Source organism: Shewanella sp. 433 (assembly GCF_059338565.1).
On sequence record NZ_CM181703.1, the window covers coordinates 913,754 to 939,242 of the forward strand.

The 25,489-nt window shown below is 48.0% G+C and carries 24 protein-coding genes and 1 pseudogene; 13 read left to right on the top strand and 12 right to left on the bottom strand.

The genetic code is table 11. The annotated features are described in order from the left end of the window. Positions 1-81 precede the first annotated feature (81 nt). From AC5YB1_RS04175 to AC5YB1_RS04200, 6 genes and pseudogenes are all read right to left on the bottom strand, one after another. Positions 82-429: a hypothetical protein gene (locus tag AC5YB1_RS04175; protein WP_475514950.1), complete on the bottom strand. Its 348-nt coding sequence runs from the start codon at positions 427-429 to the stop codon at positions 82-84. A 46-nt stretch (positions 430-475) separates the two neighbouring features. Beyond that, entirely contained in the window at positions 476-811 is a 336-nt protein-coding gene (locus AC5YB1_RS04180) for a hypothetical protein (RefSeq protein ID WP_494520830.1), read from the bottom strand. A 134-nt stretch (positions 812-945) separates the two neighbouring features. Further along, positions 946-1,353 (bottom strand): c-type cytochrome domain-containing protein, encoded by a 408-nt coding sequence (locus AC5YB1_RS04185; protein ID WP_475514948.1) that lies wholly within the window; start codon positions 1,351-1,353, stop codon positions 946-948. Between the two features lie 171 nt (positions 1,354-1,524). Further along, a pseudogene (locus AC5YB1_RS04190) lies at positions 1,525-1,746 on the bottom strand (efflux RND transporter permease subunit); the annotation flags it as partial. Between the two features lie 244 nt (positions 1,747-1,990). Further along, positions 1,991-2,650, bottom strand: a complete 660-nt coding sequence (locus AC5YB1_RS04195; protein ID WP_494520831.1) for a Qnr family pentapeptide repeat protein — start codon at positions 2,648-2,650, stop codon at positions 1,991-1,993. Between the two features lie 31 nt (positions 2,651-2,681). Then, positions 2,682-4,049: an MATE family efflux transporter gene (locus AC5YB1_RS04200; RefSeq protein WP_494520832.1), complete on the bottom strand. Its 1,368-nt coding sequence runs from the start codon at positions 4,047-4,049 to the stop codon at positions 2,682-2,684. 225 nt (positions 4,050-4,274) lie between these two features. Here AC5YB1_RS04200 and AC5YB1_RS04205 point away from each other — a divergent pair, with 225 nt between their 5' ends. From AC5YB1_RS04205 to AC5YB1_RS04215, 3 genes are all read left to right on the top strand, one after another. Next, a complete protein-coding gene (locus AC5YB1_RS04205) occupies positions 4,275-4,565 on the top strand; it encodes a co-chaperone GroES (protein WP_110457094.1) in 291 nt (96 codons plus the stop codon). A gap of 56 nt (positions 4,566-4,621) precedes the next feature. Then, entirely contained in the window at positions 4,622-6,268 is a 1,647-nt protein-coding gene (groL, locus tag AC5YB1_RS04210) for a chaperonin GroEL (protein WP_494520833.1), read from the top strand. Between the two features lie 483 nt (positions 6,269-6,751). Continuing rightward, on the top strand, positions 6,752-7,264 hold the full coding sequence (locus tag AC5YB1_RS04215) for an Sbal_3080 family lipoprotein (protein ID WP_494520834.1): 513 nt from the start codon (positions 6,752-6,754) through the stop codon (positions 7,262-7,264). 86 nt (positions 7,265-7,350) lie between these two features. Here the strand turns inward: AC5YB1_RS04215 and AC5YB1_RS04220 are convergent, their stop codons facing one another. Beyond that, on the bottom strand, positions 7,351-7,929 hold the full coding sequence (locus AC5YB1_RS04220; protein WP_494520835.1) for an excalibur calcium-binding domain-containing protein: 579 nt from the start codon (positions 7,927-7,929) through the stop codon (positions 7,351-7,353). A 617-nt stretch (positions 7,930-8,546) separates the two neighbouring features. Between AC5YB1_RS04220 and AC5YB1_RS04225 the strand changes: the two genes are divergently transcribed. The 5 genes from AC5YB1_RS04225 (at position 8,547) to AC5YB1_RS04245 (ending at position 15,928) form a co-directional block, all read left to right on the top strand. Continuing rightward, positions 8,547-10,166: a BCCT family transporter gene (locus AC5YB1_RS04225; RefSeq protein WP_494520836.1), complete on the top strand. Its 1,620-nt coding sequence runs from the start codon at positions 8,547-8,549 to the stop codon at positions 10,164-10,166. A gap of 180 nt (positions 10,167-10,346) precedes the next feature. Then, positions 10,347-10,751 (top strand): hypothetical protein, encoded by a 405-nt coding sequence (locus tag AC5YB1_RS04230; RefSeq protein ID WP_494520837.1) that lies wholly within the window; start codon positions 10,347-10,349, stop codon positions 10,749-10,751. Between the two features lie 241 nt (positions 10,752-10,992). Next, the gene (gene gdhA, locus AC5YB1_RS04235; protein ID WP_494520838.1) at positions 10,993-12,336 is read left to right on the top strand and encodes an NADP-specific glutamate dehydrogenase; all 1,344 of its coding nucleotides are present in this window, start codon (positions 10,993-10,995) and stop codon (positions 12,334-12,336) included. A 181-nt stretch (positions 12,337-12,517) separates the two neighbouring features. Beyond that, positions 12,518-13,606: a linear amide C-N hydrolase gene (locus tag AC5YB1_RS04240; RefSeq protein WP_494520839.1), complete on the top strand. Its 1,089-nt coding sequence runs from the start codon at positions 12,518-12,520 to the stop codon at positions 13,604-13,606. 294 nt (positions 13,607-13,900) lie between these two features. Next, positions 13,901-15,928: a S9 family peptidase gene (locus AC5YB1_RS04245; protein ID WP_494520840.1), complete on the top strand. Its 2,028-nt coding sequence runs from the start codon at positions 13,901-13,903 to the stop codon at positions 15,926-15,928. Between the two features lie 135 nt (positions 15,929-16,063). Here AC5YB1_RS04245 and AC5YB1_RS04250 read toward each other — a convergent pair whose 3' ends face one another. Further along, entirely contained in the window at positions 16,064-16,315 is a 252-nt protein-coding gene (locus tag AC5YB1_RS04250) for a DUF2999 family protein (RefSeq protein WP_494520841.1), read from the bottom strand. 171 nt (positions 16,316-16,486) lie between these two features. Here AC5YB1_RS04250 and AC5YB1_RS04255 point away from each other — a divergent pair, with 171 nt between their 5' ends. Continuing rightward, positions 16,487-16,927 carry a hypothetical protein gene (locus AC5YB1_RS04255; RefSeq protein WP_494520842.1) on the top strand — a complete coding sequence of 147 codons (441 nt, stop codon included), beginning with the start codon at positions 16,487-16,489 and terminating at the stop codon, positions 16,925-16,927. 65 nt (positions 16,928-16,992) lie between these two features. Here AC5YB1_RS04255 and AC5YB1_RS04260 read toward each other — a convergent pair whose 3' ends face one another. The 4 genes from AC5YB1_RS04260 to serA all read right to left on the bottom strand — a co-directional run bounded on the left by AC5YB1_RS04260 (position 16,993) and on the right by serA (position 21,318). Then, the gene (locus tag AC5YB1_RS04260; RefSeq protein ID WP_494520843.1) at positions 16,993-17,730 is read right to left on the bottom strand and encodes a sulfite exporter TauE/SafE family protein; all 738 of its coding nucleotides are present in this window, start codon (positions 17,728-17,730) and stop codon (positions 16,993-16,995) included. 149 nt (positions 17,731-17,879) lie between these two features. Then, a complete protein-coding gene (locus tag AC5YB1_RS04265; RefSeq protein WP_494520844.1) occupies positions 17,880-18,713 on the bottom strand; it encodes a substrate-binding periplasmic protein in 834 nt (277 codons plus the stop codon). Positions 18,714-18,967: 254 nt separating this feature from the next. Beyond that, complete coding sequence (gene ygfZ / locus AC5YB1_RS04270; protein ID WP_494520845.1) at positions 18,968-19,936, bottom strand: tRNA-modifying protein YgfZ; 969 nt, start codon at positions 19,934-19,936, stop codon at positions 18,968-18,970. Positions 19,937-20,088: 152 nt separating this feature from the next. Beyond that, entirely contained in the window at positions 20,089-21,318 is a 1,230-nt protein-coding gene (gene serA, locus AC5YB1_RS04275; protein WP_475514929.1) for a phosphoglycerate dehydrogenase, read from the bottom strand. A 166-nt stretch (positions 21,319-21,484) separates the two neighbouring features. On the opposite strand from serA, the gene AC5YB1_RS04280 reads away from it, so the two are divergent. The 4 genes from AC5YB1_RS04280 (at position 21,485) to deoD (ending at position 25,305) form a co-directional block, all read left to right on the top strand. Then, a complete protein-coding gene (locus AC5YB1_RS04280) occupies positions 21,485-22,093 on the top strand; it encodes a DUF2238 domain-containing protein (protein WP_494520846.1) in 609 nt (202 codons plus the stop codon). A 162-nt stretch (positions 22,094-22,255) separates the two neighbouring features. Beyond that, on the top strand, positions 22,256-22,918 hold the full coding sequence (locus tag AC5YB1_RS04285) for a helix-turn-helix transcriptional regulator (RefSeq protein WP_494520847.1): 663 nt from the start codon (positions 22,256-22,258) through the stop codon (positions 22,916-22,918). 395 nt (positions 22,919-23,313) lie between these two features. After that, complete coding sequence (locus AC5YB1_RS04290) at positions 23,314-24,540, top strand: NupC/NupG family nucleoside CNT transporter (protein WP_494520848.1); 1,227 nt, start codon at positions 23,314-23,316, stop codon at positions 24,538-24,540. A 54-nt stretch (positions 24,541-24,594) separates the two neighbouring features. Continuing rightward, positions 24,595-25,305 carry a purine-nucleoside phosphorylase gene (gene deoD, locus AC5YB1_RS04295; protein WP_494520849.1) on the top strand — a complete coding sequence of 237 codons (711 nt, stop codon included), beginning with the start codon at positions 24,595-24,597 and terminating at the stop codon, positions 25,303-25,305. Positions 25,306-25,489 lie beyond the last annotated feature (184 nt).

Sequence of the window (25,489 nt, forward strand, 5' to 3'; positions counted from 1 at the left end):
TGTGTTGGGTGATCACCTCATCTAAAGAGGGGCACCCAACGAGTGTTGGTGATTGAATGCTATTACTTGCTCGTTAGCGACTTATTTAGCTTGGGGCAGGTTTTTTCCGATGCGATATGCGTCAATCACGCCTATAAACCAGCTTATGACAAAGGCGAGGGTCGCCAAGGTAATAGCTATATCGTCACCATGGGCACCGGCTTGATTTATCTCTTGAAAAATCACCCCAAAATCCAGCGGTAGTTCTCCCGATAAAATGCGATCACTTATGGCTTGTGCCCGCTCAACGGCGCGGTAAAGCAGATACACCAGCCCAGATAAGCTCACAACGGACAGCAGTGTGCCTGTGTTATAGCGCTTTAAATAAAAGTGGCCACTGCCAGGGCAGACAAAGGCTGACATTAGGGCGGCAATAACAGCGTTATTCATGTTGTTCTCTTTTTTGGGGGGATTAACTAACCCGAGCTCAGGTTAACTATTCTAAGTCGATACGTCTAAGGCTGATTTTTAAGTGTTTGGCTTTGTTCACTAGCATAGGATCGGCATTGTCACCCTGCGCCGCCAGTTGGCTTTCTACACCCGTTAGCTCTTGTACTATCCAGCCGCGGATCATCACATAATAGCGCGAATCTGTACCATAGCGAACAAGGGTTTCAACCGATGTCAAAGAGGGCGAGTCTATTGCGTTCGCAATCGATTGCACCATGATCCCAAGCTGTTGTTGTGTCTGTTGTTGGTGCTGCAAGCTACCTTCACACCCCCACGCCACATTAATGCTTAAGGTTAATATCAGGAGTAATACAGATTTCATCATGATTCCTTATTGGCGCGGACATGCCGAATCTACCCTAAAGCAAGAGCTGAAGATAGTGCAGTATTGTCGAGCGAAGATAGGCCACTTGATACGAATAGGTATTAGGTGTTATCAGTGGCCTAGATTTGAAGTTAGTTGTTATTGGCTCCTTGATCTATCCAATTTTTAATAACCTCAATTTGCTCCGTTGTTAATGCTCTACCTTCTCCTTGGGCCAACTTGTTGTCATGGTGGGGTGGCATCTGGATTTTAGTATCGACAAGGTGGTTAATGACTAAATAGAGCGAACTGGATACGGCACTTCCAGGCACGACAACAGGGCCAAGCTTTGTGCCTTGCATGACTGATTCATAGTTGTCTAGTGCCAGCTTAGTTTGGGTTACGCCTTCACCTGAGCCTGAGTGGCAGCTAATACAAGCGTTGTTCAAAATAGGTTGAACCTGAGATGAAAAACTGACAGGACGTTCACAGCCTAATACGAACACAGATACGACAGCGGTGAGTGCTAGGCGAAATTTGAGGGGGCGATCACTACACATAACATCCTCCAGTAGCCTTGGTAACGATACGTTTTAAGTATAGCTCTCTGAAGCTGGAGTGGGGTTAATGAATGACACTCGTGAGTTGTGTATCGTCATCGTAAATTTTGCTTGCCGTTATAGGAAGCCCAGTTCCTATCGAACTGGGCGCGCTGGGAAGGGTTGTTCGGATTAATTTTGTGTTAGCGACCTCCCGTTATTTTCTGGGTAGACGATGCCAAATAACAAGGTGTAGGTCACTGGTAATACGATTAGTGTTAACACAGACGCAAAGCCAAGACCAAAGATAATGGTGATCGCCATCGAACCGAAGAAGGCGTGCGATAATAGAGGTATCATCCCCAGCATCGTAGTGATAGCCGCCATCAATACGGGTCTGACACGACTGATCGCCAGAAGAGTTACCCAAGCACAATTCAATTCTGTTTCGCTACCCCAATGGTCGCATTTTTAACGAGGTGCCGTTTAGTAAAGAGAAAACCCTATCGGTGACCGGCAACTTGTGTGTGAACAGTTTGGACACCTGTTTAGAGGCGGCGTTAGAAGCGTGTATTCAAATGGTGCCTGCGATCGCGAAGCCAAAACCAAAGGTGCCATCAAGCCTCTGATCTAAAACATGATCTTGGATATAGCATTGTTAATCAGCCGTCACGATCAGGCCAAAGGGCGCAAGCAACTGTTCTTGCTGGCATGGGTTGATGATCACCCCTTCTAGCGGCACTATTCTGGGGTCGAGGCCATCCAGCTCCACGCGGGTAAGATTAGCGCCGCGCAGATCAAAGCTGCCCCATTGCTCGGCAGAAAACTCACCACCGCTCAAATCGGCGCCGCGCATCGAGGCGCCGTTTAAATTCGCGCCGCGCCAGCGGTTATCAAATAGCTCACACTCTTCGAGCAGTACACCATCAAAATTGCTATAGGCCAGATTGCAGCCCGTGATATAGCCACTGCAGAAGTAGCTTTTCTGGGTGATGTAATTGGTAAAACTGGCGCGATGAAAGTCGGCTCCCTGCAGGTTACTGTCACGATACTCAGCGCCAAAACAGCGGCTGCCTCTAAACAGACTCATGCTTAAGTTGCATTGTTTAAAATTGGCATTGGTCAGGGTGGCGTAACTAAAATCACAGCCAAGTAGGTCGCCACTTTCCACAAACTGACAGCGCTCAAGCAGGCAATCGCTAAGATCAGCATGGTTAAAGCGGCAGCGATAGAAGTGGCAATCTTGATAGTGCTGTGCTTGTAAATCTTCGCCGCTAAAATCGTGCTCGATAAACCATTGCTCGCAGATTGTCGTCATTGTATCTCCTAGCCAGTAGGCTGACTGAGCATTAATTTGGGGTGGGAATATTTTTCGCCTGACTTTTAACGGGTTCGGTGATCTGGCGCGCCAAAATATAACAGGCGATCCCCATGATGGCATTGGTAATGGGTAATGCCAGCAATAACCCTTTTACGCCACCTAAATAAGAGCCTACTGCCGCAAAGGGTAGCAGCAACACAAATAGGCGGCACAGGTTAAGCAACAGCGAGCTCATCGGTCTGTGGTAGGCATTGAGCGTGGTGGCGGTTAAAATGACCATTCCCAGCGGGCCATAGGCGGCGGGCAGGGCGATAATATAAAAAGTCAGCCATTCAATAACTTGTGGGTCGCTGCTAAACAACTGCGCAATGGGAGTGGCCAAAAACAGCAGCGGTAAATAGAGTAAGGTTTGAAACACCAGCACAAATTTAAGCGATAACAGTAGCGCTTCACGTGCCCGCTCCCGTTGGCCAGCGCCTAAGTTTTGCGCCACAAACGGTACTAGGCTCGATGACAGTGCCATTACCGCAATTAACAGTACCGACTCTAATCGCGTGCCCGCGCCAAAGGCGGCCACGGCGCTATGGTCGATACGCGCTAGCATCGCCATAATCAGCGCATTGGCGACCGGGTTAAGCAGGTTCATCAGCGCCGCTGGCTGAGCAATATGCGCCAGTTGTTTCCAGTTTAGGCGCATGCGAGCTATGTTTAACTCGGCAAATTCAACCAAATTACGTTTGATGATAAGTAGATAGCCCGATAGCGACAGCGCCACTATCCACGACACTAAGGTCGCAATCGCCGCGCCTTGTATTTCTAAGCGTGGAAATGGCCCTAGGCCGAAGATCAGCAGCGGATCGAGGATCAGGTTGATTAATGCCGCCAGCGCCATTATTTTAGCCGGAGATTTGGTATCACCTGTGGCGCGCAGTCCTTGATTGCCCACCATTAATAGCACTAGCAGTGGTGCGCCTAAGTACCACAAAAACATATAGTCGCGAATAAGCGGTAGGCTGGAGTCATTAGCGCCAAGCAAGGTAAACAGCGGCCCGATACACAGGCTGCCCACTAAGGATACCGCGGCGATTAACCAGAAAGTAAGCATTAAGGCATCGTGCAAAAACACCTTGGCTTTATGGCTGTTACCGCTGCCAATTAGGCGGCCTAAATTGGTCGACACCCCAGCACCAATGCCGATGGCGATACTGGAAATGACTAAGGTGACCGGAAAGGTAAAACTGATCGCCGCTAGGGCTTCTGTGCCTAACTGGCTGATAAAAAAGGTGTCCACCAGACTAAACCCCAGAATGGTTAAGATACCAATCAGGTTCGGGAGGCTCATATTTAGCAGTACACGACCGATAGGCTGGCTGAGCAGCCCGTGTCTGTCTCTCATTACGATGGATTGCCTAGATTACAGAAGGAGGGCAATTCTAGCAGGATTGACCGATTTTTAATAAAACCCAGTTAAAAAAATCAGATTTTTTTTTGTAAAGCCCTTGGATCTTGTCACACCTACCCCCATATAACCAATCATCACTCGGCATAACTACTTTGTGTCGTCTTTATTTGTAAACCGCCAACGTTTGTTGGGCAAGAAAATCATTAGGAGAGTCCATAGATGAATATTCGTCCATTACATGACCGTGTCATCGTTAAGCGTTCAGAAGTTGAAGCAAAATCCGCCGGTGGCATCGTACTAACAGGTAGTGCAGCCGAGCAATCAACTCGCGGTGTTGTACTTGCAGTAGGCAATGGCCGAATTCTTGAAAACGGTACTGTTCAGCCACTTGACGTAAAAGTCGGCGACACAGTTATTTTCAACGAAGGTTATGGCGTGAAAAAAGAGAAGATCGACGGCGAAGAAGTCTTGATCCTATCTGAAGCAGATTTAATGGCTGTAGTGGAATAATCCACTAAGTTACTCACTATCCCAGTTAAACAAAAATTTTATTAAAGGATATTAACATGGCAGCTAAAGAAGTACTTTTTGGTAATGACGCACGCGTAAAAATGCTAGCCGGCGTAAACGTACTAGCTAACGCAGTTAAAGTGACCCTAGGCCCTAAAGGTCGTAACGTTGTTTTAGATAAGAGCTTCGGTTCACCACTTATCACTAAAGACGGTGTGTCAGTAGCAAAAGAGATCGAACTAGAAGACAAGTTCGAAAACATGGGCGCACAAATGGTGAAAGAAGTTGCTTCTAAAGCCAACGATGCTGCCGGTGACGGTACCACCACTGCAACAGTACTAGCGCAAGCGATTGTCACTGAAGGCCTAAAAGCCGTTGCAGCGGGCATGAACCCAATGGATCTTAAGCGTGGTATCGACAAAGCAGTTATCGCTGCCGTTGCCGAGCTTAAAAACCTATCTCAAGAGTGCAGCGACACTAAAGCGATTGCACAAGTAGGTACCATCTCTGCTAACTCTGACGAGTCAATCGGTGAAATCATCGCAACAGCGATGGAGCGCGTAGGTAAAGAAGGCGTTATCACTGTTGAAGAAGGTCAAGCACTCGAAAACGAACTTGACGTCGTTGAAGGTATGCAGTTCGACCGTGGCTACCTATCTCCATACTTCATCAACAAGCCAGAAACTGGCAGTGTAGAGCTAGAAAGCCCATACATCTTGTTGGTTGATAAGAAGATCTCTAACATCCGTGAATTGCTACCTATCCTTGAAGGTCTAGCTAAAACGGGTAAGCCTCTGCTTATCGTTGCAGAAGATGTTGAAGGCGAAGCACTAGCCACACTAGTTGTAAACAACATGCGCGGTATCGTTAAAGTGGCTGCGGTTAAAGCACCAGGCTTTGGCGACCGTCGTAAAGCAATGCTACAAGATATCGCTATCCTAACTGGCGGTACTGTGATTGCTGAAGAGATTGGCCTAGAGCTTGAAAAAGCCACCCTAGAAGACCTAGGTACAGCTAAGCGCGTTGTTATCACTAAAGATGACACCACCATTATCGACGGTAACGGTGAGCAAGAGCAGATCCAAGCTCGCGTAGCACAAATTAAAGTTCAAGCTGAAGAATCAACTTCTGACTACGACAAAGAGAAACTACAAGAGCGCATGGCTAAATTGGCCGGCGGTGTTGCAGTGATCAAAGTGGGCGCAGCCACTGAAGTTGAAATGAAAGAGAAAAAAGCCCGCGTAGAAGATGCCCTACACGCGACTCGCGCCGCTGTTGAAGAAGGCGTAGTTGCAGGTGGTGGTGTTGCACTAGTACGTGTTGCTAGCAAGATTGGCGACGTAGAAGTGGCTAACGAAGACCAAAAACACGGTGTGGTTATCGCCCTACGTGCTATGGAAGCGCCACTACGTCAAATCGCGACTAACGCAGGTGAAGAAGCGTCAGTTGTGGCTAACAACGTGAAAAACGGTACTGGTAACTACGGTTACAACGCAGGTAACGACACTTACGGTGACATGCTAGAGATGGGTATTCTTGACCCAACTAAAGTAACTCGTAGTGCGCTACAGTTTGCGTCATCTATCGCAGGCCTAATGATCACCACCGAAGCTATGGTTGGCGAATTGCCACAAGACGCTGGTGCTGACATGGGCGGCATGGGTGGAATGGGTGGAATGGGCGGTATGGGCGGCATGATGTGATCCTAGCTGGTTAAAATCGTCTATAGCGGCGTTATCTTGCCACTCGTTTAAGAGAACTAAACGTCGTGGCAAGAAGCCTTGCTCTAAAACGATTTTTCCTGCGCTAGAACATCTGTTCCATAGGCCTGAGTTCTTAGTTCGCTAAGAATTACACCTAAAAAGAAACCCCGATACTTTTAACCGTATCGGGGTTTTGTTTTATGTGCTTATTGCAAACTTCGTTTGATGAAAAGTTGTGGCGCTTCGCTCTCTATTGGTATAAAGGTGGGTTGACGCCCAATGAGCTAGAACCTTTGTTCTGGTTAAACTTTAAGGTGGTGGGCAATTTTAGTTGGCCACGACACACAGTTTGACCATACCTGTATGGGGATAGCTAATCGTTTGTATATTGTTGAAGTCAGGTTATCATTGTAACTACCTAAATAGATGAATAATTATATACTTGGTGGTGTAAACCCCCTCGTAACCTAAAGAGACATTCACATGAGAAAAATAATACTGGCTTTGGTTTTGATTGCTGTTACAGGGTGTTCAAGCAATGGTCTAACAACGCTGAAGCAAATGGATCCTAACTTTGACAAAGAAATCGTGATGACAAACGATCCTGATCAAACCGCAAAAGTTAGGAGCATTGTTACTAATTGGATGGTCGATAATGGTTACAATGTATCTAAGGTAACAGCAAGCCCAAATGCTCAGTTAGACGATGATCAAGTGATGTTTGAATTCAATGCTAACTGGTGGTGGGACATGGCAACTTACATGCGTTACGTAAACTTAGATGTTACTGATAGTAAAGGAAGGAAAGTGGCTGAACTTGATTTCGATTCAGTAAGGTATGGTGGTATTGATAAATTTGGAAATGCAGAAGCAAGATTAAATCTAATTATGGAAGTGTTTTTCCAAAAGATTTCAGTACAAGATGCTGAACGTCAATTAGAGCATGGTAAAGATAGAAGTACTAAATTAGCACCGACCTGTGCTTACGACTGCTAGCAAATGATGGTTAGGCAAATTGCTTTGCTACCATCGAGTCTGTAAAGCTTTCTGTGTAAAAAAATACGGGTGGTTTTTAACCACCACTAATTACACCATTGCCTTTCGCAGGGGACGCCATCATTGTTGCCGTCCATCTGGGTATTGGGGCAGTACTTGTTGTAAAACATCGCTTCATCACAGGATCGCATGTGGCTGCAATGGGTTTTGCCTGCTTCACAGCGGAAGTTCTGTACTGGGTTGAACTGCATCTGTTCGACATCTTGGTTGGTGAGTACTGGCGTTGCGGTCAGCTCTTCGTATTTTTTAAAGCCAAATATGCCAAGGCCGAGTACGACTAAAAGCGGGAGCAGCAATCCGCTTGATGATTTACGTTTGTGCTGGCTATTGTACTGGTCATTGTGGTGGCCATTACGTTTGTTATCGCGGAGGTTTGGACTGGCGGCGACAATTGCCACACCTTCAATATTGGCTTTTATTGCCTTGATCTTGCCGTCACTCTGCAACTCAGAGAAATAGTTGATTTGGTCGCCAACACCGGGCTTTCTCGCCATCTGCTTTAATGCCGAGATATGAATAAACACATCTTGAGCATTGGCTGTATCTGGCTTGATAAACCCGAAGCCTTTTTCACTGTTCCAGCGAACGAGAGTTCCTTTTTCCATGCTATTCAAGTTCTGTTCCTTAGATCATCTTCTGGCTGAAGCTGAATTCTTGGCCGTGTAATGTGTTGGTTTCTTGTCTTTTGTGCACTCGCGTATTCTTGCTGTTGGCCAGCAATCGCTTGGGGGGATTGCGCGTTTTGCCGTGATTTGGTTTTTAGAATCATTTATCAATAGCATCCATTCTCTGCTTAACTCTTTCGTTAGGTAAGAGCTAGCAGTCTGATAAAAATGAGCTTTATAATACATAGCCTTAGTATAAAAAAGCTACTGTAAATTAATCGGTTTCTCTCTCATCGAACATAAATCATCGTATCTAAAATAAGTGAGTCGCTCGATAACTGGGAGAAAGCCAAGGCGTTGTGCATTTTGATTTCATCTAACCGTTAACAAGGCTGTAACCCTTGCTGCACATGGAGTTGGGCTGTTGTCTTATTACTCACCTTGGTTTTATTTCACGCTGAAATGTGTTAGAATACCGCCCTTTTTTGCAGCCTCAGCCTTTACAACGTCATTAACTTGGCTTTGCAAAAGACGAGGAAAACACACCGGCTCAGCTCAAACTATGTGGCGCTTAACAGGCTCATTAAATAGCTGACGATGATAAAAGTGAACTCTTAATGTCAAATTTGACACAATCTGTTGCCCGTAAATCAACAGATGAAAACTACCTTGCGGCCCATCCCCCCGAACGAACTGATACACCAACTACGCTAAACGCCTTCTCCAGCCCTGTACTCTGGTTAAGTGGCGGCTTTCTTGTACTCTTCGTTCTGCTTGCTGTTTTCGATACTCCGACCCTGTCCAGCGTCGTTCAAACTGGCTTTTCAAAAGTCACTCAATGGTTTGGCCCCTTTTGGCAAGTGCTGTTGCTGGCTAACTTTATTATTGGTCTCTATTTAGCGTTTGCCCGAACTGGCGACGTTAAGCTGGGTAATCGCACGACGCCTGAAATGGATACCTTTAAATGGTTGTCGATTGTGCTATGCACCCTATTAGCCGGTGGTGGCGTTTTTTGGGCGGCCGCCGAGCCTATCGCTCATTTTGTTTCCGCGCCGCCTTTTTACGGTGAAGCGCAAGGGCGCAGACTGGCGATCAATGCCTTGTCGCAATCCTTCCTTCATTGGGGGTTCCTGGCTTGGGCGATCCTCGGTAGCTTAGGGGCTATCGTTTTGATGCACCTGCATTATGACAAGGGCTTGCCACTGCAACCGCGTACTTTGCTGTATCCCATTTTTGGCGATAAAGCCCTTAATGGTTGGATTGGCACCTTAACCGACACCTTTTGTATTATTGCGGTAGCGGCAGGCACCATTGGCCCTATTGGTTTTCTTGGCTTGCAAATTAGTTACGCCCTTAATGCGCTGTTTGGTGTGCAAGATACGCTCATCACTCAAAGTTTGGTGGTGCTGTTTGCCATTGCTATGTATACCTTGTCGGCGTTAAGTGGTCTTAGCCGCGGTATTCAACTGGTGAGCCGTTACAATATTTTGCTGGCCGCCGCGCTTATTATTTTTATTCTATTATTTGGCCCTACCAGCTTTATTATTGATGGCTATATGCAGGGCGTGGCCAGAATGGTCAATAACTTTGTTCCTATGTCGCTTTATCGAGGTGATAGCAACTGGCTTAGTTGGTGGACGGTGTTTTTCTGGGGCTGGTTTATTGGTTATGGCCCTATGATGGCGATATTCATTGCGCGTATTTCTCGTGGGCGTACCATTCGCCAAATGATCTTATCCATCTCGATTATTGCCCCGTTGATCACCTGCTTTTGGTTTAGCATTGTCGGGGGCTCGGGGCTGGCGTTTGAACTGGCTGAGCCCGGTATTATCTCTGCGGCATTTGAGGGCGGCAATTTACCCGGGGCCTTGCTGGCGATAACCTCACAACTGCCGATGCCATCAGTCACTGCGATACTGTTTTTGATCCTTACCACCACTTTTATCGTCACTACGGGTGATTCGATGACTTATACCATTAGTGTGGTAGTGACGGGCTCTACCGAGCCGAGTGGGGCCATGCGTGCGTTTTGGGGAATGTTAATGGGGCTGGTTGCTATCGCATTGATCTCAATGGGCTCAGGTGGGATCTCCGCCTTACAATCCTTTATCGTGATCACCGCTGTGCCAGTGTCATTCGTGTTGTTACCTTCACTATGGCAAGCGCCCAAGATGGCTAAAGCGATGGCGGAACAGCAATTTGGTAAAGCAGCTCTTGTTCCTGCAAAGGTAAGTTAAGCGAGTTAATTGAGTTTCTAACCTTTTGTATAAAGCCCCGCAACCACGGTAGCGGGGCTTTATTGTTTTTAAGGGGGCGAGGTTGCCAGGCCTGCACACTTTTAATCTCCACCTCAGGTTGTGTGATTACACTTAATGGCTCAATTATCTATTTGACCGTTTACAGAGGACATGACCAGCATGGATACACAGAATTTACCATCGACCAGCCGTAAGCCTTGGGTTGTCATTGGGGTTATCGCCTCTATCGTGGCACTGCTTTGGCTGTTGTTAACCATTATGCCTAAAGGGTTTAAGACGACCCATGAGCAGATAGGCACAGGCAAGCCAGCATTGGTGTTTGTCTATGATCCCAATCTTGCATCGAGCAATAGCCAGACTGAGCAGATGAATGAAGCGCGTGCTCATCTTGGTGATAACGTATTGTTTCTTTTGGCTAGAACGGGAACCCCAGAGGGCGAGCAACTGATCGCCAAACATCGCGCAGGCCAGGCTGAGTTGTTGCTGTTTGATGCTTCGGGCAACTTGGTCAAAAGACAATTTGGGGTGGTTAGCGCGAACGAATTAATGCAGTGGATGCGATAATAAAGTGCTAATTAAGTAGAGGTGATTAGCGATTTATCATTTTTATCAGGAGTTAATTGAAGAATTATTAGTAAAGCGACAGAGCGTGCGACTTTTTTGAGGAAAGTCGCAGGATAAGTAGTGTGTTGTATTTATTAACCATCAATTCCTGTTATAAATATTAGCCACTACAATCTGTAGGTTTGGGTTGGTATTCCAAGCCGTTGCAATCTTAATTTTTTGTGTACCTTGGAGCACCAAAATGAGCGCTGACATCACTCTTGAACATTTTCTGTCAACCGTTGCCGAGCGTAACCCTAATCAACCTGAGTTTTTGCAGGCGGTAACAGAGGTGTTAACCTCCATCTGGCCTTTTTTGGCGGCGCACCCAGAATATTTAGATGCCGGAATTGTAGAGCGTTTGGTTGAGCCCGAGCGGGTGATCCAGTTTCGGGTTGCGTGGGTCGATGATCAAGGCAAGGTACAGATTAACCGTGCCTATAGGGTGCAGCACAGCTCGGCTATTGGCCCTTTTAAAGGCGGCATGCGTTTTCATCCCTCTGTCACTCCGTCAGTGCTTAAGTTTTTGGCTTTTGAGCAAACCTTCAAAAACGCCCTCACTACATTGCCCATGGGGGGGGGGAAGGGCGGTAGCGACTTTGACCCCAAAGGCAAGAGTGAAGCCGAAGTCATGCGTTTTTGTCAGGCATTAATGCTTGAGTTACATCGTTACTTGGGGGCAGACACAGATGTCCCCGCTGGTGATATTGGCGTCGGTGCACGTGAAGTGGGCTATATGAACGGCATGATGAAAAAGCTGACCAATAGTGCAGAGTGTGTGTTTACTGGCAAAGGGTTGTCTTTTGGTGGCAGCCTTATCCGTCCCGAGGCCACGGGTTACGGCTTACTTTACTTTGTCGAAGCCATGCTTAGAGTCAAAGGGACCACACTCGAAGGCAAAACCGTGTTGGTATCGGGCTCGGGTAACGTGGCGCAGTACGCCATTGAAAAGGCAATGGAGATGGGGGCTAAGGTGATCACTGCGTCTGACTCCGGTGGCGTAGTTGTCGATCCCGATGGTTTTACCCCAGAGAAACTCGCCAAGTTGATGGACGTTAAAAACCAGCGCCGTGGTCGGCTGGCAGATTACGCCCATGAGATGGAGCTAGAATATGTCACTGGCGGCAGCCCATGGAAGTTTGCTGCGGAGATCGCACTGCCTTGTGCAACGCAAAACGAACTCAACGCAGAGCATGCCCAACTGTTAATCGATAACGGTGTGCAACTGGTGGCCGAAGGAGCCAATATGCCGAGCACCGCTGAAGCCATCGCCTTGCTGCACGACGCCAAAGTGTTATTTGCTCCCGGCAAGGCGGCCAATGCGGGAGGGGTTGCCACCTCGGGCTTAGAGATGAGCCAAAACGCGCTGCGATTGAGTTGGACCCGTGAAGAGGTCGAAATGCGTCTGTGTGACATTATGTACGCTATTCACGATACCTGTGAGCGCTACGGTCGTGAAGATGACCATATTAACTATGAACTGGGCGCCAATGTTGCTGGTTTTGTTAAAGTGGCTGATGCCATGAAGGCACAAGGGGTTTATTGACCGAGTTCATTAGTCACCACGTGTAAATTAAAGAGCCTAGTGGCTCTTTTTTTGTCTTGGGCTATGCTAAGGCTGCATGAGCAGCGGCTTTGGCGCTTATTGGCATCGTCATAGGTGGGCTCGCGATGGGGCTTGATTGAGGGAATTTATCTTTGGCTTAACAAATTGACGGGATCACATTATGAACAAATCATTAGTTGCTTTAGTGCTAAGCGCCCTATGGAGTTATCAGGCGGGGGCGTGTACGGGCATCACCTTATCCACCGCAAACAATGAGCACATACAGGCTCGCACCATCGAATGGGGCGAAAGCGATCTCAATAGTAAGCTTATTGTATCGCCGCGCAATCACCTTTATACCTCGACGATGCCTAATCAAACAACGGGCTTAAGTTGGCAGAGCCAATATGGCTTTGCGGGCATATCGGTCAGTGATGACCGCTTTATCGCTGAAGGAGTTAATGAAAAAGGCTTAGCGGCCGGATTATTCTATTTTCCAAATTATGGCTCACTAGCCAAGTTCGATCCCAAGCAGACAGCAAACAACATCACCGACATGGATTTTGTGCGCTGGATGTTGAGTCAATTTGAGACCGTGGCCGAGGTCGAGGCGGCATTGGCTAATATAAAAATAGTGACCGTCTATTTTGATGAGCAAGGCAACCCATCTCCCACCGCGCATTGGCGAGTATCCGATAAGCAGGGCAATAGCATAGTGATTGAAATCATGGATCACGGCAAAATCAATATTCATAAAAACATCGCTAAGGTGCTGACGAACTCGCCCGATTATCCTTGGCAGGTGACTAATCTTAATAATTATATCAACCTTCATCCTGGTAGCAGCCCGGCGCAAAAAATTAATGATGTCACGGCGCAATCTTTTGGGGTGGGCTCCAATTTTGTGGGGTTACCTGGGGATGTCTCTCCACCATCGCGGTTTGTGCGTGCGGCGTTTTACGTTAATAGCGTGCCCAGATTAAACAGCGCCGAGCACGCGGTGTCGCAGGCTTTTCATATTTTGAATAACTTCGATATTCCAATTGGTAGCGAGTTTAACGATCCTGCACATATCCCAGACTTACCCAGTGCCACCCAGTGGACTTCGGTAATCGATCAAAGTAATGGCTTACTGTTTTATAAAACCATGCATGACAGCACGATTAAGCAGGTGGACTTAAACCAGCTGAATTTCTCTGCCAAGCAGGAGTTACAACTGCCACTAGATAACGGTCGTTTTAATTATCAACAGATGAGCGTCGGCCCATAGGGGGAAGGCCGCTTAGGTTATATCAGGGGCGGCGCGTTGTTGATCGCCTAATCGCATAACGCCTTAGCATGTTTGCTAGGGCGTTATTGTTTTTGGCGATTTCCTTGCCCTCGTTCTCGTGGCTGCCATGTTGCCGTTATCCCCTCTCAATGGCGACGTTGGTCGTTTAAGCTTGGCTTAAGCGTTAAGCCCGATCATGCAAGGTGATAAGCATAATGATAAAAGCTTGTGATTTTTGCTATCTTGTTATCGATCGCAAGCAATAAAATTAAAACAAATTGAAGGAGATAATGCGTGAAAAAAATCACCATGTTACTACTGTGCATCTTGATGCCGGTGGTAAGTGCGTTTGCTGAGCCCAGCAAACCCCTGTCGGTCGATGTGTTGTGGCAACTGAGCCGCATCGGTAACCCGACGATTTCACCAAATGGCCAATACATTATTGCGCCAGTGACCCAGTACGATGTGCCCGAAGATAAGGGCTCAACTCAGCTGTGGTTGTTTAATCAAGACGGTAAAAGTCAGCGTGCCATTACGGCTAAAGGGCTGCGCGTGAGTGAGCCGGTATTTTCGCCTGACAGCAGCACGCTCGCCTTCATCAGTCAGCGTGATAAAGATGAAGCAGGCCAAGTCTACTTGCTGCCACTCGATGGCCCAGGTGAAGCCCAGCGCTTGACCGAGGTGCCGACGGGAGTGTATGGCCTTAAATGGGTCGGCGAACACCTTTACTTTATTAGCTCAGTGTTTCCCGGTAAAAACTGGCAAGAGATGGCTGAGCAATTAACCGCAGATAAAGAGAATAAAGTCTCTGCACAGCAATGGAATGCGCTGCCCTATTCCAGCTTCGATCATTGGATTGATGAAGACCGCGAGGCACATGTTTTTCGGATAGCCGTCAAGGGCGGTAGCGTCGAGGCGGTGACTCAACCGTTAAATAAGCAACTACCACGCTCCTCACAAAGCGCGGCGAGTTACGATATTGACGTGAGTGAAGCTTGGATAGCCTTTAACGCCAATGGCTGGGACAACCAAGTTGATCCTAAAACCGATATTTTCCTCGCGAAAATTGGCAGTGGTAAAGCTGACAATATTACCGCTACTAATCAAGCGCCCGACACCAATCCAACCTTCAGCCCAGATGGCAAAACGCTCGCGTTTACTCGCCAGTCTATTAATGGGTTTTATGCCGATACTGCCAAGCTGATCTTGCTGGATCTTAAGCAGCGCAAGGAAAAAGTGTTAGCCGAGAACTGGGATCGCTCGGTGGCGCGCTTTGTCTGGACGCCAAACAGTAAAGGGTTTTATGCTGCCATCGATGATGCGGCGACGCGGCGCATTTTTTACATCAATGCCAGCAATGGCAAGGTTAACGCCATTACCGATGCCACCAATTTTAGCCAGCCTGCGATTGCCAATGACGGCACCTTAGTTGCGGCCAACGACAGCTTCCTGTTTCCGGCGCAGTTGGTCAGCATCAACCCTAAAAATGGTCACCGCACCCGACTGGATCATTTCAATGATGACATCTTAGCCGATGTCGATATGGGCACCTATGAGTCAGTGACTTATAAAGGCTATGATAATCCAGATATTCAGATGTGGGTGCATTACCCACCTGGGTTTGATCGCAGTAAAAAATATCCACTGATGATGTTAATTCATGGTGGGCCTCATAATGCGATTTCTGATGGCTTTCATTACCGCTGGAATGCGCAAACCTTCGCCTCTTGGGGCTATGTTACCGCGTGGCCTAACTTCCACGGCTCTAGCAGCTTTGGGCAAGACTTTGCCGACAGTATTAATCCCGATTGGAAAAACAAATCACTCGAAGATGTGCTCAAGGCAACCGAGTGGTTTAAGCAGCAGCCGTGGATAGATGATGAGCGGTTAGTGGCGGGTGGCGCCAGTTATGGCGGTTATTTAACGTCGATTATTTTGGGGCAAGAGCATCCATTTAAGGCCTTGTTAATCCACGCCGCGGTGTACAACATGTATTCGCAATTGGCGGCAGATTTTGCGGTACATAGTCCTCGTTTTGGCAATTACTGGGATAACCCAGAACTATACAAGGCGATTTCACCTCATTATGGCGCAGCCAACTTTAACACTCCCACCTTGGTTATCCATGGTCAGCTCGATTACCGCGTACCCGTGGGGCAAGGTTTCGAGTTGTTTAGAACGCTGCAGACCCGCGGCGTTGAGTCGCGGATGATCTATTTTCCCGATGAGAATCACTGGATCATGAAACCCAATAACTCCATCTATTGGTACAACCAAGTACAAGACTGGATGACTCGTTTTGCCGAGCCCGGGGCTAAGTAATAGGATAAATAGGCTTGCTTCGCTAGCGCGCTGCAAGTGATGTTACTTTGATTTATACAACAAAGGCTGCCTAACTAGGCAGCCTTTTGGCATCATTGGCGCTTAAGCTGAGTGTTAAGCGCAACCGATAATGACTTATTGTTGTAGCTGGGCTTTGGCCGCTTCAACTTTAGTGAAGTCGAGCCCTAGCTCGTCTACGGCTTCTTTGATCAAGGCGGGATTTTGCATCACCAGCGCCATCAACTGCTGTAGCTTTTCGGGGGCGATACCTAGCTGACCTATGGTGCCCATCGCCATGAGTGGGTTTTCGGTCAAGGTCTGAAACAGCTCATTGATCTTTTCGTCACTAACATTGTGTTCTTTTAAAATGGCAATAATTGGGTTCATGCTGCTGCCTTTGTGTAAGTGTAAAAATAAACAGGCGCTAATTTTATCACATATCGGCAGGCATAGTGGAATAGGGCAAGGAGCCTAAGGCTTAGGTTGCAATGCTGCGGCGTCGATTCTATGCTGGCAGTGGGTGATGTTTTCAATCTGTAGCATGAGTAAGGTGTAACCATGTCTGAGCAATTTATCTGTTGGCGATGCAAGCAGCCGTTAACGGCGGTGATTCTACCTATGTCGCGGCGTGAAGAGTGTTTGGCGTGTCATGCCGATCAGCACGTGTGTAAGATGTGCGTGTTCTTTCGCGATGCCGGCCGAGGCGAGTGCAGTGAGGAGCGCGCCGAGTGGTTGTCGGATCGTGAGCGGGCCAATTTTTGCGATTATTTTAAGCCGATAACGGCCTGCGCCGCTGAGCAAAGTGCAGCCCAGAGTGATAGTGATAACGCCAAGGCGCGGGCGCAGGCACAACTGGATGCGCTGTTAAATGATGAGTTGACCATCCCCACTAAGTCAGAAGATCGTCCTAAAGAGCAACTTAAAGATAAGCCTGAAGATAAGCCAATGAGCGCCGTTGAGCTTGCCGAGCAGCAACTGCGGGATCTATTGGGCGATTAACCTCTGCGTTAATGCGTGGGTTGGGCCGTTAACTTGCCTATGCTGATGTTCACCGTGGGTTAGCCCTACAAGGTGCTCCACAGCAGGCGCACACCGACTAACACCATCAAGGTTAAAATGATCTGTTTAAATAGGTGTTCACTGATCTTGTGTTGCAGGCGTAATCCCAATTTCACCCCTAGCCAAGCAATAGGAGCTAGCAGCATAGACACCCACAAATTCGTTAAGTTGATTTGTCCAAGCAGGCTATAAGGGATTAACTTGACCCCATTGACCACGGCAAAAAACATTACCGCCGTGGCGAGGTATTGGTTTTTCACTAAGCGCTGCGGCAGCAGATAGGCGTTTAACGGTGGCCCGCCAGCGTGGGCGACAAAGCTGGTAAAGCCGGCGATGGTGCCACAGATTCGACCAATAAAGGCAGACGGTTTATGCGCAAAACGGCCGCTGAGCAGCAAGCCATACAGCCCAAACCCCAGCGATATACCGCCTAAAATACGGCGCAGGTATTGCTCGTTTAAATGGTCAAACAGCAGATAGCCAACGACAATGCCGACAATAGCCGCGGGCAGTAAAATGGATAGCTGCCGAGCATTATGTTTACCCCACCACGAACGAACGCTCAAAATATCCATATAGATTAACAGTGGCAGCATCACCGCCGTGGCCGCCACTGGGCTCACTACCAAGGCCATTAACGGCACCGTCAGTCCGCCCGCGCCGCCGGCAAAGCCAGATTTTGAGATGCCGGTCATTAATACGGCGGGTATCGCAACGAGCCAAAATAATGGGTCTGTTAACACGTTCGCTCCTTGATATGCCATCGGCCGTCTATAGTGCCATTGAATGAAGCTTTCACAACGGATTTTTTACTCTGGCGTCAATTGAGTCATTGGCTTGAGAGCGAGCATTGAATGGCGCATCTAATGGGCGATGCGAGGTGCTGATGGGGTTAGCGCGCTGGGGCAGTTATGATATAGCTATCGATGATCCGCTGGTACTGGTCTTCTTGTTTGAGTTGACGCAGCTGCTCAGTAAATTGCAATTGAATCGCCAATGGCACTCTGCCTTTGGCAAAGGCAAGATAGGTTGGTACCACCTCTATTGGCACAGGCAGTATCTTCACCTGCTGCTGTAATCCCAACACATTAAGCTCATGCAATATCGACAGCCGCGGCCCGATGATAATATCGATGCGATGATGGGTGAGTTTTAAGATATTTTGCCGCTGATCGGACACCCGCTCGACCTTGGTAATCACACCGCTGTGTAGGGCTTGTTGCCAGCGTTTGCCATAGTGCGCAGCGCGCAGTACGCCAAAACGGTAGTGAGTGAGGCTGCTGAGGTCGCCATTAAACTCAATGTCGGCATCATGCCTCACAAATAAGCTCGTCACATCGTCGATAAGACTTTCGCCACTAAAGGTCAGCAGGGTTTGTCGTTGCGGTGTACTGACGATAGAAAAAATGGCATCGACTTTTTGCTGCTCGACCATTTTCATGGCGCGTGCAAACGGGTAGAGCTGGGTGTCGGTGGTGATCCCCATGCGGGCAAAGACTGTGTTAACTATGTCGCTAGCGATCCCTTTAACCACACCGTCCTCTTGGTATTCAAGCGGCGGCATACTCAAGGTGGCTAATGATAGCGGCGTATCGGCAGAGACTGATGCTGTCCATAAGCTAAGTGCTGTGGCAACGGCCTTAATATCACTGATACGCATGATGTACAGACTCCACTCACTGAGGTTAAATGAGAGTGAGTCGTCAAGCGCTGTCACTGTCATCATGGCCGCGGATTGTAGTAGAGGCGTATTACTCTCGCCCAACTTTTTGCACCGAATGTGACAGAGCTAACACTAAGGCGGCGCTTTATCATTTGGGCGTTGATATTCACTATGCTGTGTTATGGGCTAATGCCCATGGCTCCACAGTGGCGAGAGTAGGAGCTTTAAGGCCTGCGGCAGTGAGCGCTTGGATTTAACCGATACAAAAAAGGCGCTTAATGCGCCTTTTTGATCTTTATACTGAGTGACATTCGCAATTATTCGGCTTCTTCTAGCGAATAAGGAAGTGCTTGCAAGATCAGTTGTGAGGCTTCATCGCCTGCGATACGTAACTTGGCATCGAGCTGGGTATCGTTAGCCAATACCGCCGTCATTAGCACCTCTTGGCCGCGTTGTACCCACTCAATAATGGTGCCGGCGCGGCGATAAAGCGCATCTTCAAGGGCGATTTCAAGCTGGCTGTCGGCCGTTAATGGGCTAGATACCGTGCCACTGACAATATACAAGGCACGCTTATTACCGCCACGGTATTTCATGCGGGCGATGGTTTCTTGCCCCATGTAACAGCCTTTATTAAAGCTGATGCCGTCGATGGCCTGCAGATTACACATTTGTGGCACAAATTGCCCTTGATGTGCGGCGCCAAGGTTGGGGTAACCCGCGGCGATTTCGAGCGCTTGCCATGCACTGGCATCATACACGGCTTGCGGCAACTGGCTTAGCAATGTGTCGGCTGCGCTCTGCTTTAGCACGACAATATGACGGCCTGCATCATGTAAAATCACGCCATTATCGATTGGGGTCAGTTCGCTATTTAACGCGCCAAATTGCTGGCTTAACCAGTCAGTGGCTTGCTCGCCGCTGACACCAAGCAGTAGCCAGTCTGCACTAGCATCACTCAGATCCGCCTTACTAAAAACCGCATATTTTTGCAGTTGCGGCAGATCCATCGCCAAGGTGTCGCGAGGCATCATCATGATCAAGGCATCAGCCATGGTGAAGGTTCTGAAGCTGGCCAGCATCTTACCTTTTGGATCGCAGTGAGCTCCCCAGCGCCATTGTTCAGCGCCCAGCGAGCTAATATCTGTGGTGACTTGGCCGTGGATAAAGCTGCGGCCTTGCTCACCCGTAACGGCAATTAAGCCTAGGTGATTAAGATGCGAAAAAAACAGCTCTGGGGATTGTCCGTTTAAAGGCCAGGTTGGCTGAGAAGTTGACACTGTCATGAGATAGTCCAAGAAATAAACGAATTAGAGCCACGATTGTACCGTTAATCATCGTTGGCGCAAAGGTGGTTAAGTGAAACTTGCGCTAAACAATAAAGCCCCATGATGTTGATCATAGGGCTTTATTCATTTGAGTGCGTTACTCAAGGCTATCAGTGCAGTAAGCGTGCTCTGATGGTGCCTTCAATTGCCTTCATCTCTTCGAGGGCTTCGTCGGCTTGATCTGAGTTCACTTCCATTACCACGTAACCAATTTCAGCCGTGGTTTGCAGGTATTGGGCGGCGATGTTGATGCCTTTTTCTGCAAAAGCTTGGTTAATCTTGATTAAGATACCAGGACGGTTATGGTGAATGTGCAGCAGACGTGATGCATCTTTGTGCTGAGCCAGCGATACTTCAGGGAAGTTAACTGCGGTCATGGTTGAACCGTTATCAGAGTACTTGGCCAGTTTGCCAGCCACTTCGATGCCGATATTCTCTTGCGCTTCTTGGGTGCTACCGCCAACGTGTGGGGTTAACAACACATTGTCTAAACCGCGCAGTGGGCTGATAAACTCATCATCATTCGATTTAGGTTCAACCGGGAACACGTCGATAGCCGCTCCCGCAAGGCGCTCGCTACGAATTGCTTGAGCTAGGGCATCAATATCGACAACCGTGCCGCGCGAGGCGTTGATCAATATGCTGCCTTGGCGCATACAAGCAAGCTCTGCTTCGGCGATCATATCTTTGGTCTGTGGGGTTTCTGGCACATGCAGGCTCACTACATCGGCCAGCGCTAATAGCTGCTCAAGTGAGTGGATTTGCTGTGCATTACCCAGTGGCAATTTATCTTCGATATCGAAGAATACCACGCGCATACCTAAGGTCTCGGCCAAAATGCCCAGCTGAGTACCAATGTGGCCGTAGCCGATAACGCCTAAGGTTTTACCACGGGCTTCATAGCTGCCCGCGGCGCTTTTAAGCCAGCCGCCACGGTGGGCAATCGCATTACGCTGTGGAATGCCACGTAATAGCATGATGATCTCACCCAGTACCAACTCCGCGACGCTGCGCGTGTTAGAGAAAGGCGCGTTAAAAACCGGGATCCCCAGTTTTTCGGCCGTGGCGAGATCAACTTGATTGGTTCCGATACAGAAGCAACCAATGCTGACTAATTTATCAGCGTGCTTCAGTACGGTTTCGGTCAGTTGGGTACGGGAGCGAATACCGACGAAATGCGCATCTTTAATCGAGGCCAATAACTCCTCTTCTCCTAATGATGCCTTATGGTATTCAATGTTGCTGTAGCCGGCGCGTTTGAACACATCTACCGCAGATTGATGGACGCCTTCCAACAGTAGGATCTTAATTTTATCCTTGTCTAGCGAGTGTTTCGCCATGATTTGAGTACCCTCTTTATCGGTTGTTGCTATATATTTGGTAATTATTTGATTGTTGACAGCTAAAGCTCTCTCAAAATAGCACTATTTTTAATCAGTGTGGAGGGCTAGATGGCTAAAGTCATTATTTCGATATTAAAACAATATCATCTAAGGAGTTCCAATTTTGCATAAAAGTATTATCTGGCTCACGATTTTTTTCGCCGTCTTCATCTGGTCGGCGATTGAGCCCAAAGATACCTTTACCTGGTTTTTAGAAGTGTTGCCAGCACTGATCGCGCTGCCGGTATTGTATTTTACGCGTAAGCGCTTCCCATTAACATCATTGGCTTACGGTTTGATTCTGATCCATGCGGTGATTTTAATGGTGGGCGGCCATTACACTTATGCCGAAGTTCCGCTGTTCGACTGGGTTGCCGAGTTGATGGGAAGTGAACGCAATAATTATGACAAAGTCGGCCATTTTGCCCAAGGGTTTATTCCAGCCTTGTTGGCCAGAGAAGTGTTGCTGCGTAATCAAGTATTAAAGCCCGGGGCTTGGTGTGGCTTCTTAGTCTGCTGTTTTGCGTTGGCCTTATCGGCATTTTATGAGCTTATCGAATGGTGGGTGGCGGTCTTGTCGGGTGAAAACGCCGAAGCCTTCCTTGGAACTCAGGGTTATGTGTGGGATACCCAGTCAGATATGGCGATGGCGCTATTAGGCGCGATAGTCAGTGTGTTACTGTTGTCATCTTGGCATAATCGCCTGCTGCAACAGCTTAAAACCACAGGTTAAGCCGAAGTGAGCCATTAGGTCGGGGCTGCACTAAGGTAGCGAAAACGGTAGCGAAAACGGTAGCGAAAACTGTGGTGGTTAACCGCTGTACTTCATCGATGCATGCAATAGATGATTGTTTGCTCGGTATGAATTGGCGAAATTTAAATCAAGGAGGATTTGATGAGCAACATTGACGAGCTAGTCTTTTGGCATCAGTTATCTAGCCCATGCGAGCTGGCCATTTGGGCACAGTCTCTGGGGTTAAGAGTACGTATTGCACGTCAGGTCGATGAGCTTGAACCGGATCCGCAATGCCAGAGTTTCTATTTTATTGCCCAGCAAGGTGCGGCGGTCGATAAGCAGGGCATCCCTCTTATCGTGCCGCGCTTACTGCCTTATGTGCCGCTGGCATTGTATCGGGTAAATCGTAACAGGATAAATACCGAAGCGGCCTTGTTACTAGGCGTACAAGGGCTACTGTTTAGCGACGATAGCCAAGAAGTGCAACTTAGCGGCCTACATGAATTACTGCAACATCAGTTGTGGTATGACAAGGGGCTACTGGCAAAAGTATTGCGGCGTTTTATTCCTCCTCAACATGGCCAACCATCTTTACAGCAAGAGGCGATTAGCGTTTTGCAACAACTCACTGGGCGTGAACGCACCATCATCGAACTGGTCTCCAGCGGAGCCCGCAATAAAGAGATCGCTACCCACCTATTTATCAGCGAACACACAGTGAAAGCCCATATTTCATCGATTTTTCGTAAGACCCAGTCGCGTAATCGGGTCGAATTATTGCGTTGGTTGCAGGTGAACGCCGCCTATTTTGAGTTGTGTTGATCAGTGATAATTGCTGCCTTGCTTATTACTCTGTTAAGCATGTTAGTCGTGTGTGGTCTAAAAAGCAGCTAAGTAACGTAATAAATTTACCAAAATGGAGTTTTTAGATCGTCATTTGACGCTAATTACTGAGGCGTAGAGCCGCGTTAACGTAGCGTAGATTGCTGCGTAATTGTTTGTTTTTGAGTTTCACCTGATCCTTTTTTGTTTTCTTTGTGTTGGTTTGGTTTTCAGCTTGTTTTAAGTTTGCTGGTGAAAGGTCGCATTTTTCGCGGTCTTTAGTTATCAATGCCGCCTATTTTTGATAATGTTTTTTTCTATGGTGAAGGGTGCTTGTCACACTGAAATAGCTCGATACACTGCTACCACATAATAAAATTATTGGTAAAAAATGTATGGAAGTTTTCATCAGTTTGTTGGGGATGCTCGCCTTAATGGGCTTGGCGGTATTATTTTCAGAACACCGCCGTGCCATTAACCCTCGTACCGTACTGGGTGCGCTAGCGTTCCAAGTCGCTTTTGGCGCGTTTGTGATGTACGCCCCTATTGGTCAAAGCATACTCGATAGCGCCTCAAATGGCGTGATGCACGTGATTAACTATGGTAACGAAGGCTTAACCTTTGTGTTTGGCGATCTGGCCAAATTCGGTGTGGGCTTTATCTTCGTTATTAATGTGCTCTGCATTGTGGTGTTTATCAGCTCACTGATTGCCGTGCTCTACTATCTCGGCATCATGCAGTTGGTGATTGGCCTCATTGGTGGTGGTTTATCTAAGCTGCTGGGCAGCAGTCGCGCCGAGTCGTTGTCGGCTACCGCCAATATCTTCGTCGGCCCCATTGAAGCGCCTTCTATGGTGCGTCCATTTGTGAAGCGTATGACTCGCTCAGAGCTGTTTGCTGTGATGACCGGTGGCCTTGCTTCTGTCGCTGGTGGCACCATGATTGGTTATATCCAAATGGGGGTTGATGTCAAATATGTGCTCACTGCTGCCTTTATGACGGCGCCTGCTGGCCTATTGTTTGCCAAATTGATGTGGCCAGAAACAGAAACGCCCATCAACGACATCAAAAAAGTGATGGATGACCAGGAAGATAAGCCTGCAAACGTGCTTGATGCCGCTGCTGGTGGCGCGGCAATGGGGATGCAACAGGTACTTAACGTTGCAGCCTTATTGATGGCGTTTGTTGGATTAATTGCGCTGCTCAATGGCTTGATTGGCGGTATGGGCGGCTGGTTTGGTTATGATGATCTTACCATGCAAGCTATCTTGGGTTATGTGTTATCGCCTTTAGCCTGGATCATGGGGGTGCCTTGGAGCGAGGCGATCCAAGCAGCATCATTTATCGGCCAAAAAATGGTGATCAATGAGTTTGTTGCTTACATCGACTTCTTGAAAGTAGCCGATGACCTATCAGTTAAAACCCAAATTATTATCAGCTTTGCCCTATGTGGTTTCGCTAACATTGGCTCGCTAGCCATGGTGATTGGTGGCTTGGCAGCCTTATGCCCTGAGCGTCGTCACGATATCAGCGCTATGGGCATGAAGGCGCTTATCGCCGCGGCTCTTGCTAACCTAATGAGCGGCACGATTGCCGGTCTTCTGTATAGTCTAGCGGGTTAATAAAACAGAGTGCTTGCCGCTGCGCGGCAGGCCATTTTTTGATTGGAGAGACAAATGACCCCACATATTAACGCACCAGCAGGTGCTTTTGCGAAAACGGTATTAATGCCTGGCGATCCGCTACGTGCGAAATACATTGCCGATAACTTTCTCGAAAACCCTAAGCTTGTGACCGATGTACGCAACATGTTGGGTTATACCGGCGAGTATCAAGGCAAGCCAATTTCTGTGATGGGCTCAGGCATGGGCATTCCTTCTATCTCTATCTATGCCAAAGAGCTGATCACCGAATATGGTGTCGAAAATATCATTCGTATCGGCTCTTGTGGCGCTATCAGCGACAATATTAAGCTGATGGATGTGGTCATGGCGATGGGGGCGAGCACTGACTCGGCTGTCAATCGTAGCCGTTTTGCCAATACAGATTTTGCCATGATTGCCGATTTCAACTTGTTGAGCCTTGCCGTCGATGCCGCGAAAAAACAAGGCGCTAACTATCATGTTGGCAACTTATATTCGTCTGATCTGTTTTATAGCAGCGATGAGTCACGTTACGACTTGATGGAAAAATATGGCATCTTAGGTGTCGAGATGGAAGCGGCGGGTCTATACGGCGTTGCGACCGAATATGGCGCTAAAGCACTGGCGATGATGACAGTGACCGATCATATTCGCCAAGGGTTGCACCTGACCGCTGAAGAGCGTCAAGAAACCCTTAATGAGATGATTAAGCTGACGCTAGAAGCGGTTAGTCACTTAGACTGAGTTGCGAGTGACGTTTGCTAAGCACTTAAGCTTATCAAACATAAAAAGGCCTTATGACAAGGCCTTTTTTTGTGCCCAGAGATTACTGGCTTGCCGTTGGTGTTCATTATTTAATAGGCCAAAGTATTTGAGATAAGCGCAGTTTTTACATGATAAGCCGCTCGGTTAGCGGTTTAAACTTTAG

Bases quoted from the DNA above. Each gene is read 5' to 3' on its own strand.
- ygfZ (WP_494520845.1), bottom strand. From the start codon at position 19,936: ATGACAGTGTCAACTTCTCAGCCAACCTGGCCTTTAAACGGACAATCC.
- AC5YB1_RS04290 (WP_494520848.1), top strand. From the start codon at position 23,314: ATGGAAGTTTTCATCAGTTTGTTGGGGATGCTCGCCTTAATGGGCTTG.
- AC5YB1_RS04215 (WP_494520834.1), top strand. From the start codon at position 6,752: ATGAGAAAAATAATACTGGCTTTGGTTTTGATTGCTGTTACAGGGTGT.
- AC5YB1_RS04200 (WP_494520832.1), bottom strand. From the start codon at position 4,049: ATGAGAGACAGACACGGGCTGCTCAGCCAGCCTATCGGTCGTGTACTG.
- AC5YB1_RS04240 (WP_494520839.1), top strand. From the start codon at position 12,518: ATGAACAAATCATTAGTTGCTTTAGTGCTAAGCGCCCTATGGAGTTAT.
- AC5YB1_RS04180 (WP_494520830.1), bottom strand. From the start codon at position 811: ATGAAATCTGTATTACTCCTGATATTAACCTTAAGCATTAATGTGGCG.
- AC5YB1_RS04205 (WP_110457094.1), top strand. From the start codon at position 4,275: ATGAATATTCGTCCATTACATGACCGTGTCATCGTTAAGCGTTCAGAA.
- AC5YB1_RS04230 (WP_494520837.1), top strand. From the start codon at position 10,347: ATGGATACACAGAATTTACCATCGACCAGCCGTAAGCCTTGGGTTGTC.
- AC5YB1_RS04175 (WP_475514950.1), bottom strand. From the start codon at position 429: ATGAATAACGCTGTTATTGCCGCCCTAATGTCAGCCTTTGTCTGCCCT.
- AC5YB1_RS04255 (WP_494520842.1), top strand. From the start codon at position 16,487: ATGTCTGAGCAATTTATCTGTTGGCGATGCAAGCAGCCGTTAACGGCG.
- AC5YB1_RS04285 (WP_494520847.1), top strand. From the start codon at position 22,256: ATGAGCAACATTGACGAGCTAGTCTTTTGGCATCAGTTATCTAGCCCA.
- AC5YB1_RS04195 (WP_494520831.1), bottom strand. From the start codon at position 2,650: ATGACGACAATCTGCGAGCAATGGTTTATCGAGCACGATTTTAGCGGC.
- serA (WP_475514929.1), bottom strand. From the start codon at position 21,318: ATGGCGAAACACTCGCTAGACAAGGATAAAATTAAGATCCTACTGTTG.
- AC5YB1_RS04225 (WP_494520836.1), top strand. From the start codon at position 8,547: ATGTCAAATTTGACACAATCTGTTGCCCGTAAATCAACAGATGAAAAC.
- groL (WP_494520833.1), top strand. From the start codon at position 4,622: ATGGCAGCTAAAGAAGTACTTTTTGGTAATGACGCACGCGTAAAAATG.
- deoD (WP_494520849.1), top strand. From the start codon at position 24,595: ATGACCCCACATATTAACGCACCAGCAGGTGCTTTTGCGAAAACGGTA.
- AC5YB1_RS04265 (WP_494520844.1), bottom strand. From the start codon at position 18,713: ATGATGACAGTGACAGCGCTTGACGACTCACTCTCATTTAACCTCAGT.
- gdhA (WP_494520838.1), top strand. From the start codon at position 10,993: ATGAGCGCTGACATCACTCTTGAACATTTTCTGTCAACCGTTGCCGAG.
- AC5YB1_RS04250 (WP_494520841.1), bottom strand. From the start codon at position 16,315: ATGAACCCAATTATTGCCATTTTAAAAGAACACAATGTTAGTGACGAA.
- AC5YB1_RS04185 (WP_475514948.1), bottom strand. From the start codon at position 1,353: ATGTGTAGTGATCGCCCCCTCAAATTTCGCCTAGCACTCACCGCTGTC.
- AC5YB1_RS04220 (WP_494520835.1), bottom strand. From the start codon at position 7,929: ATGGAAAAAGGAACTCTCGTTCGCTGGAACAGTGAAAAAGGCTTCGGG.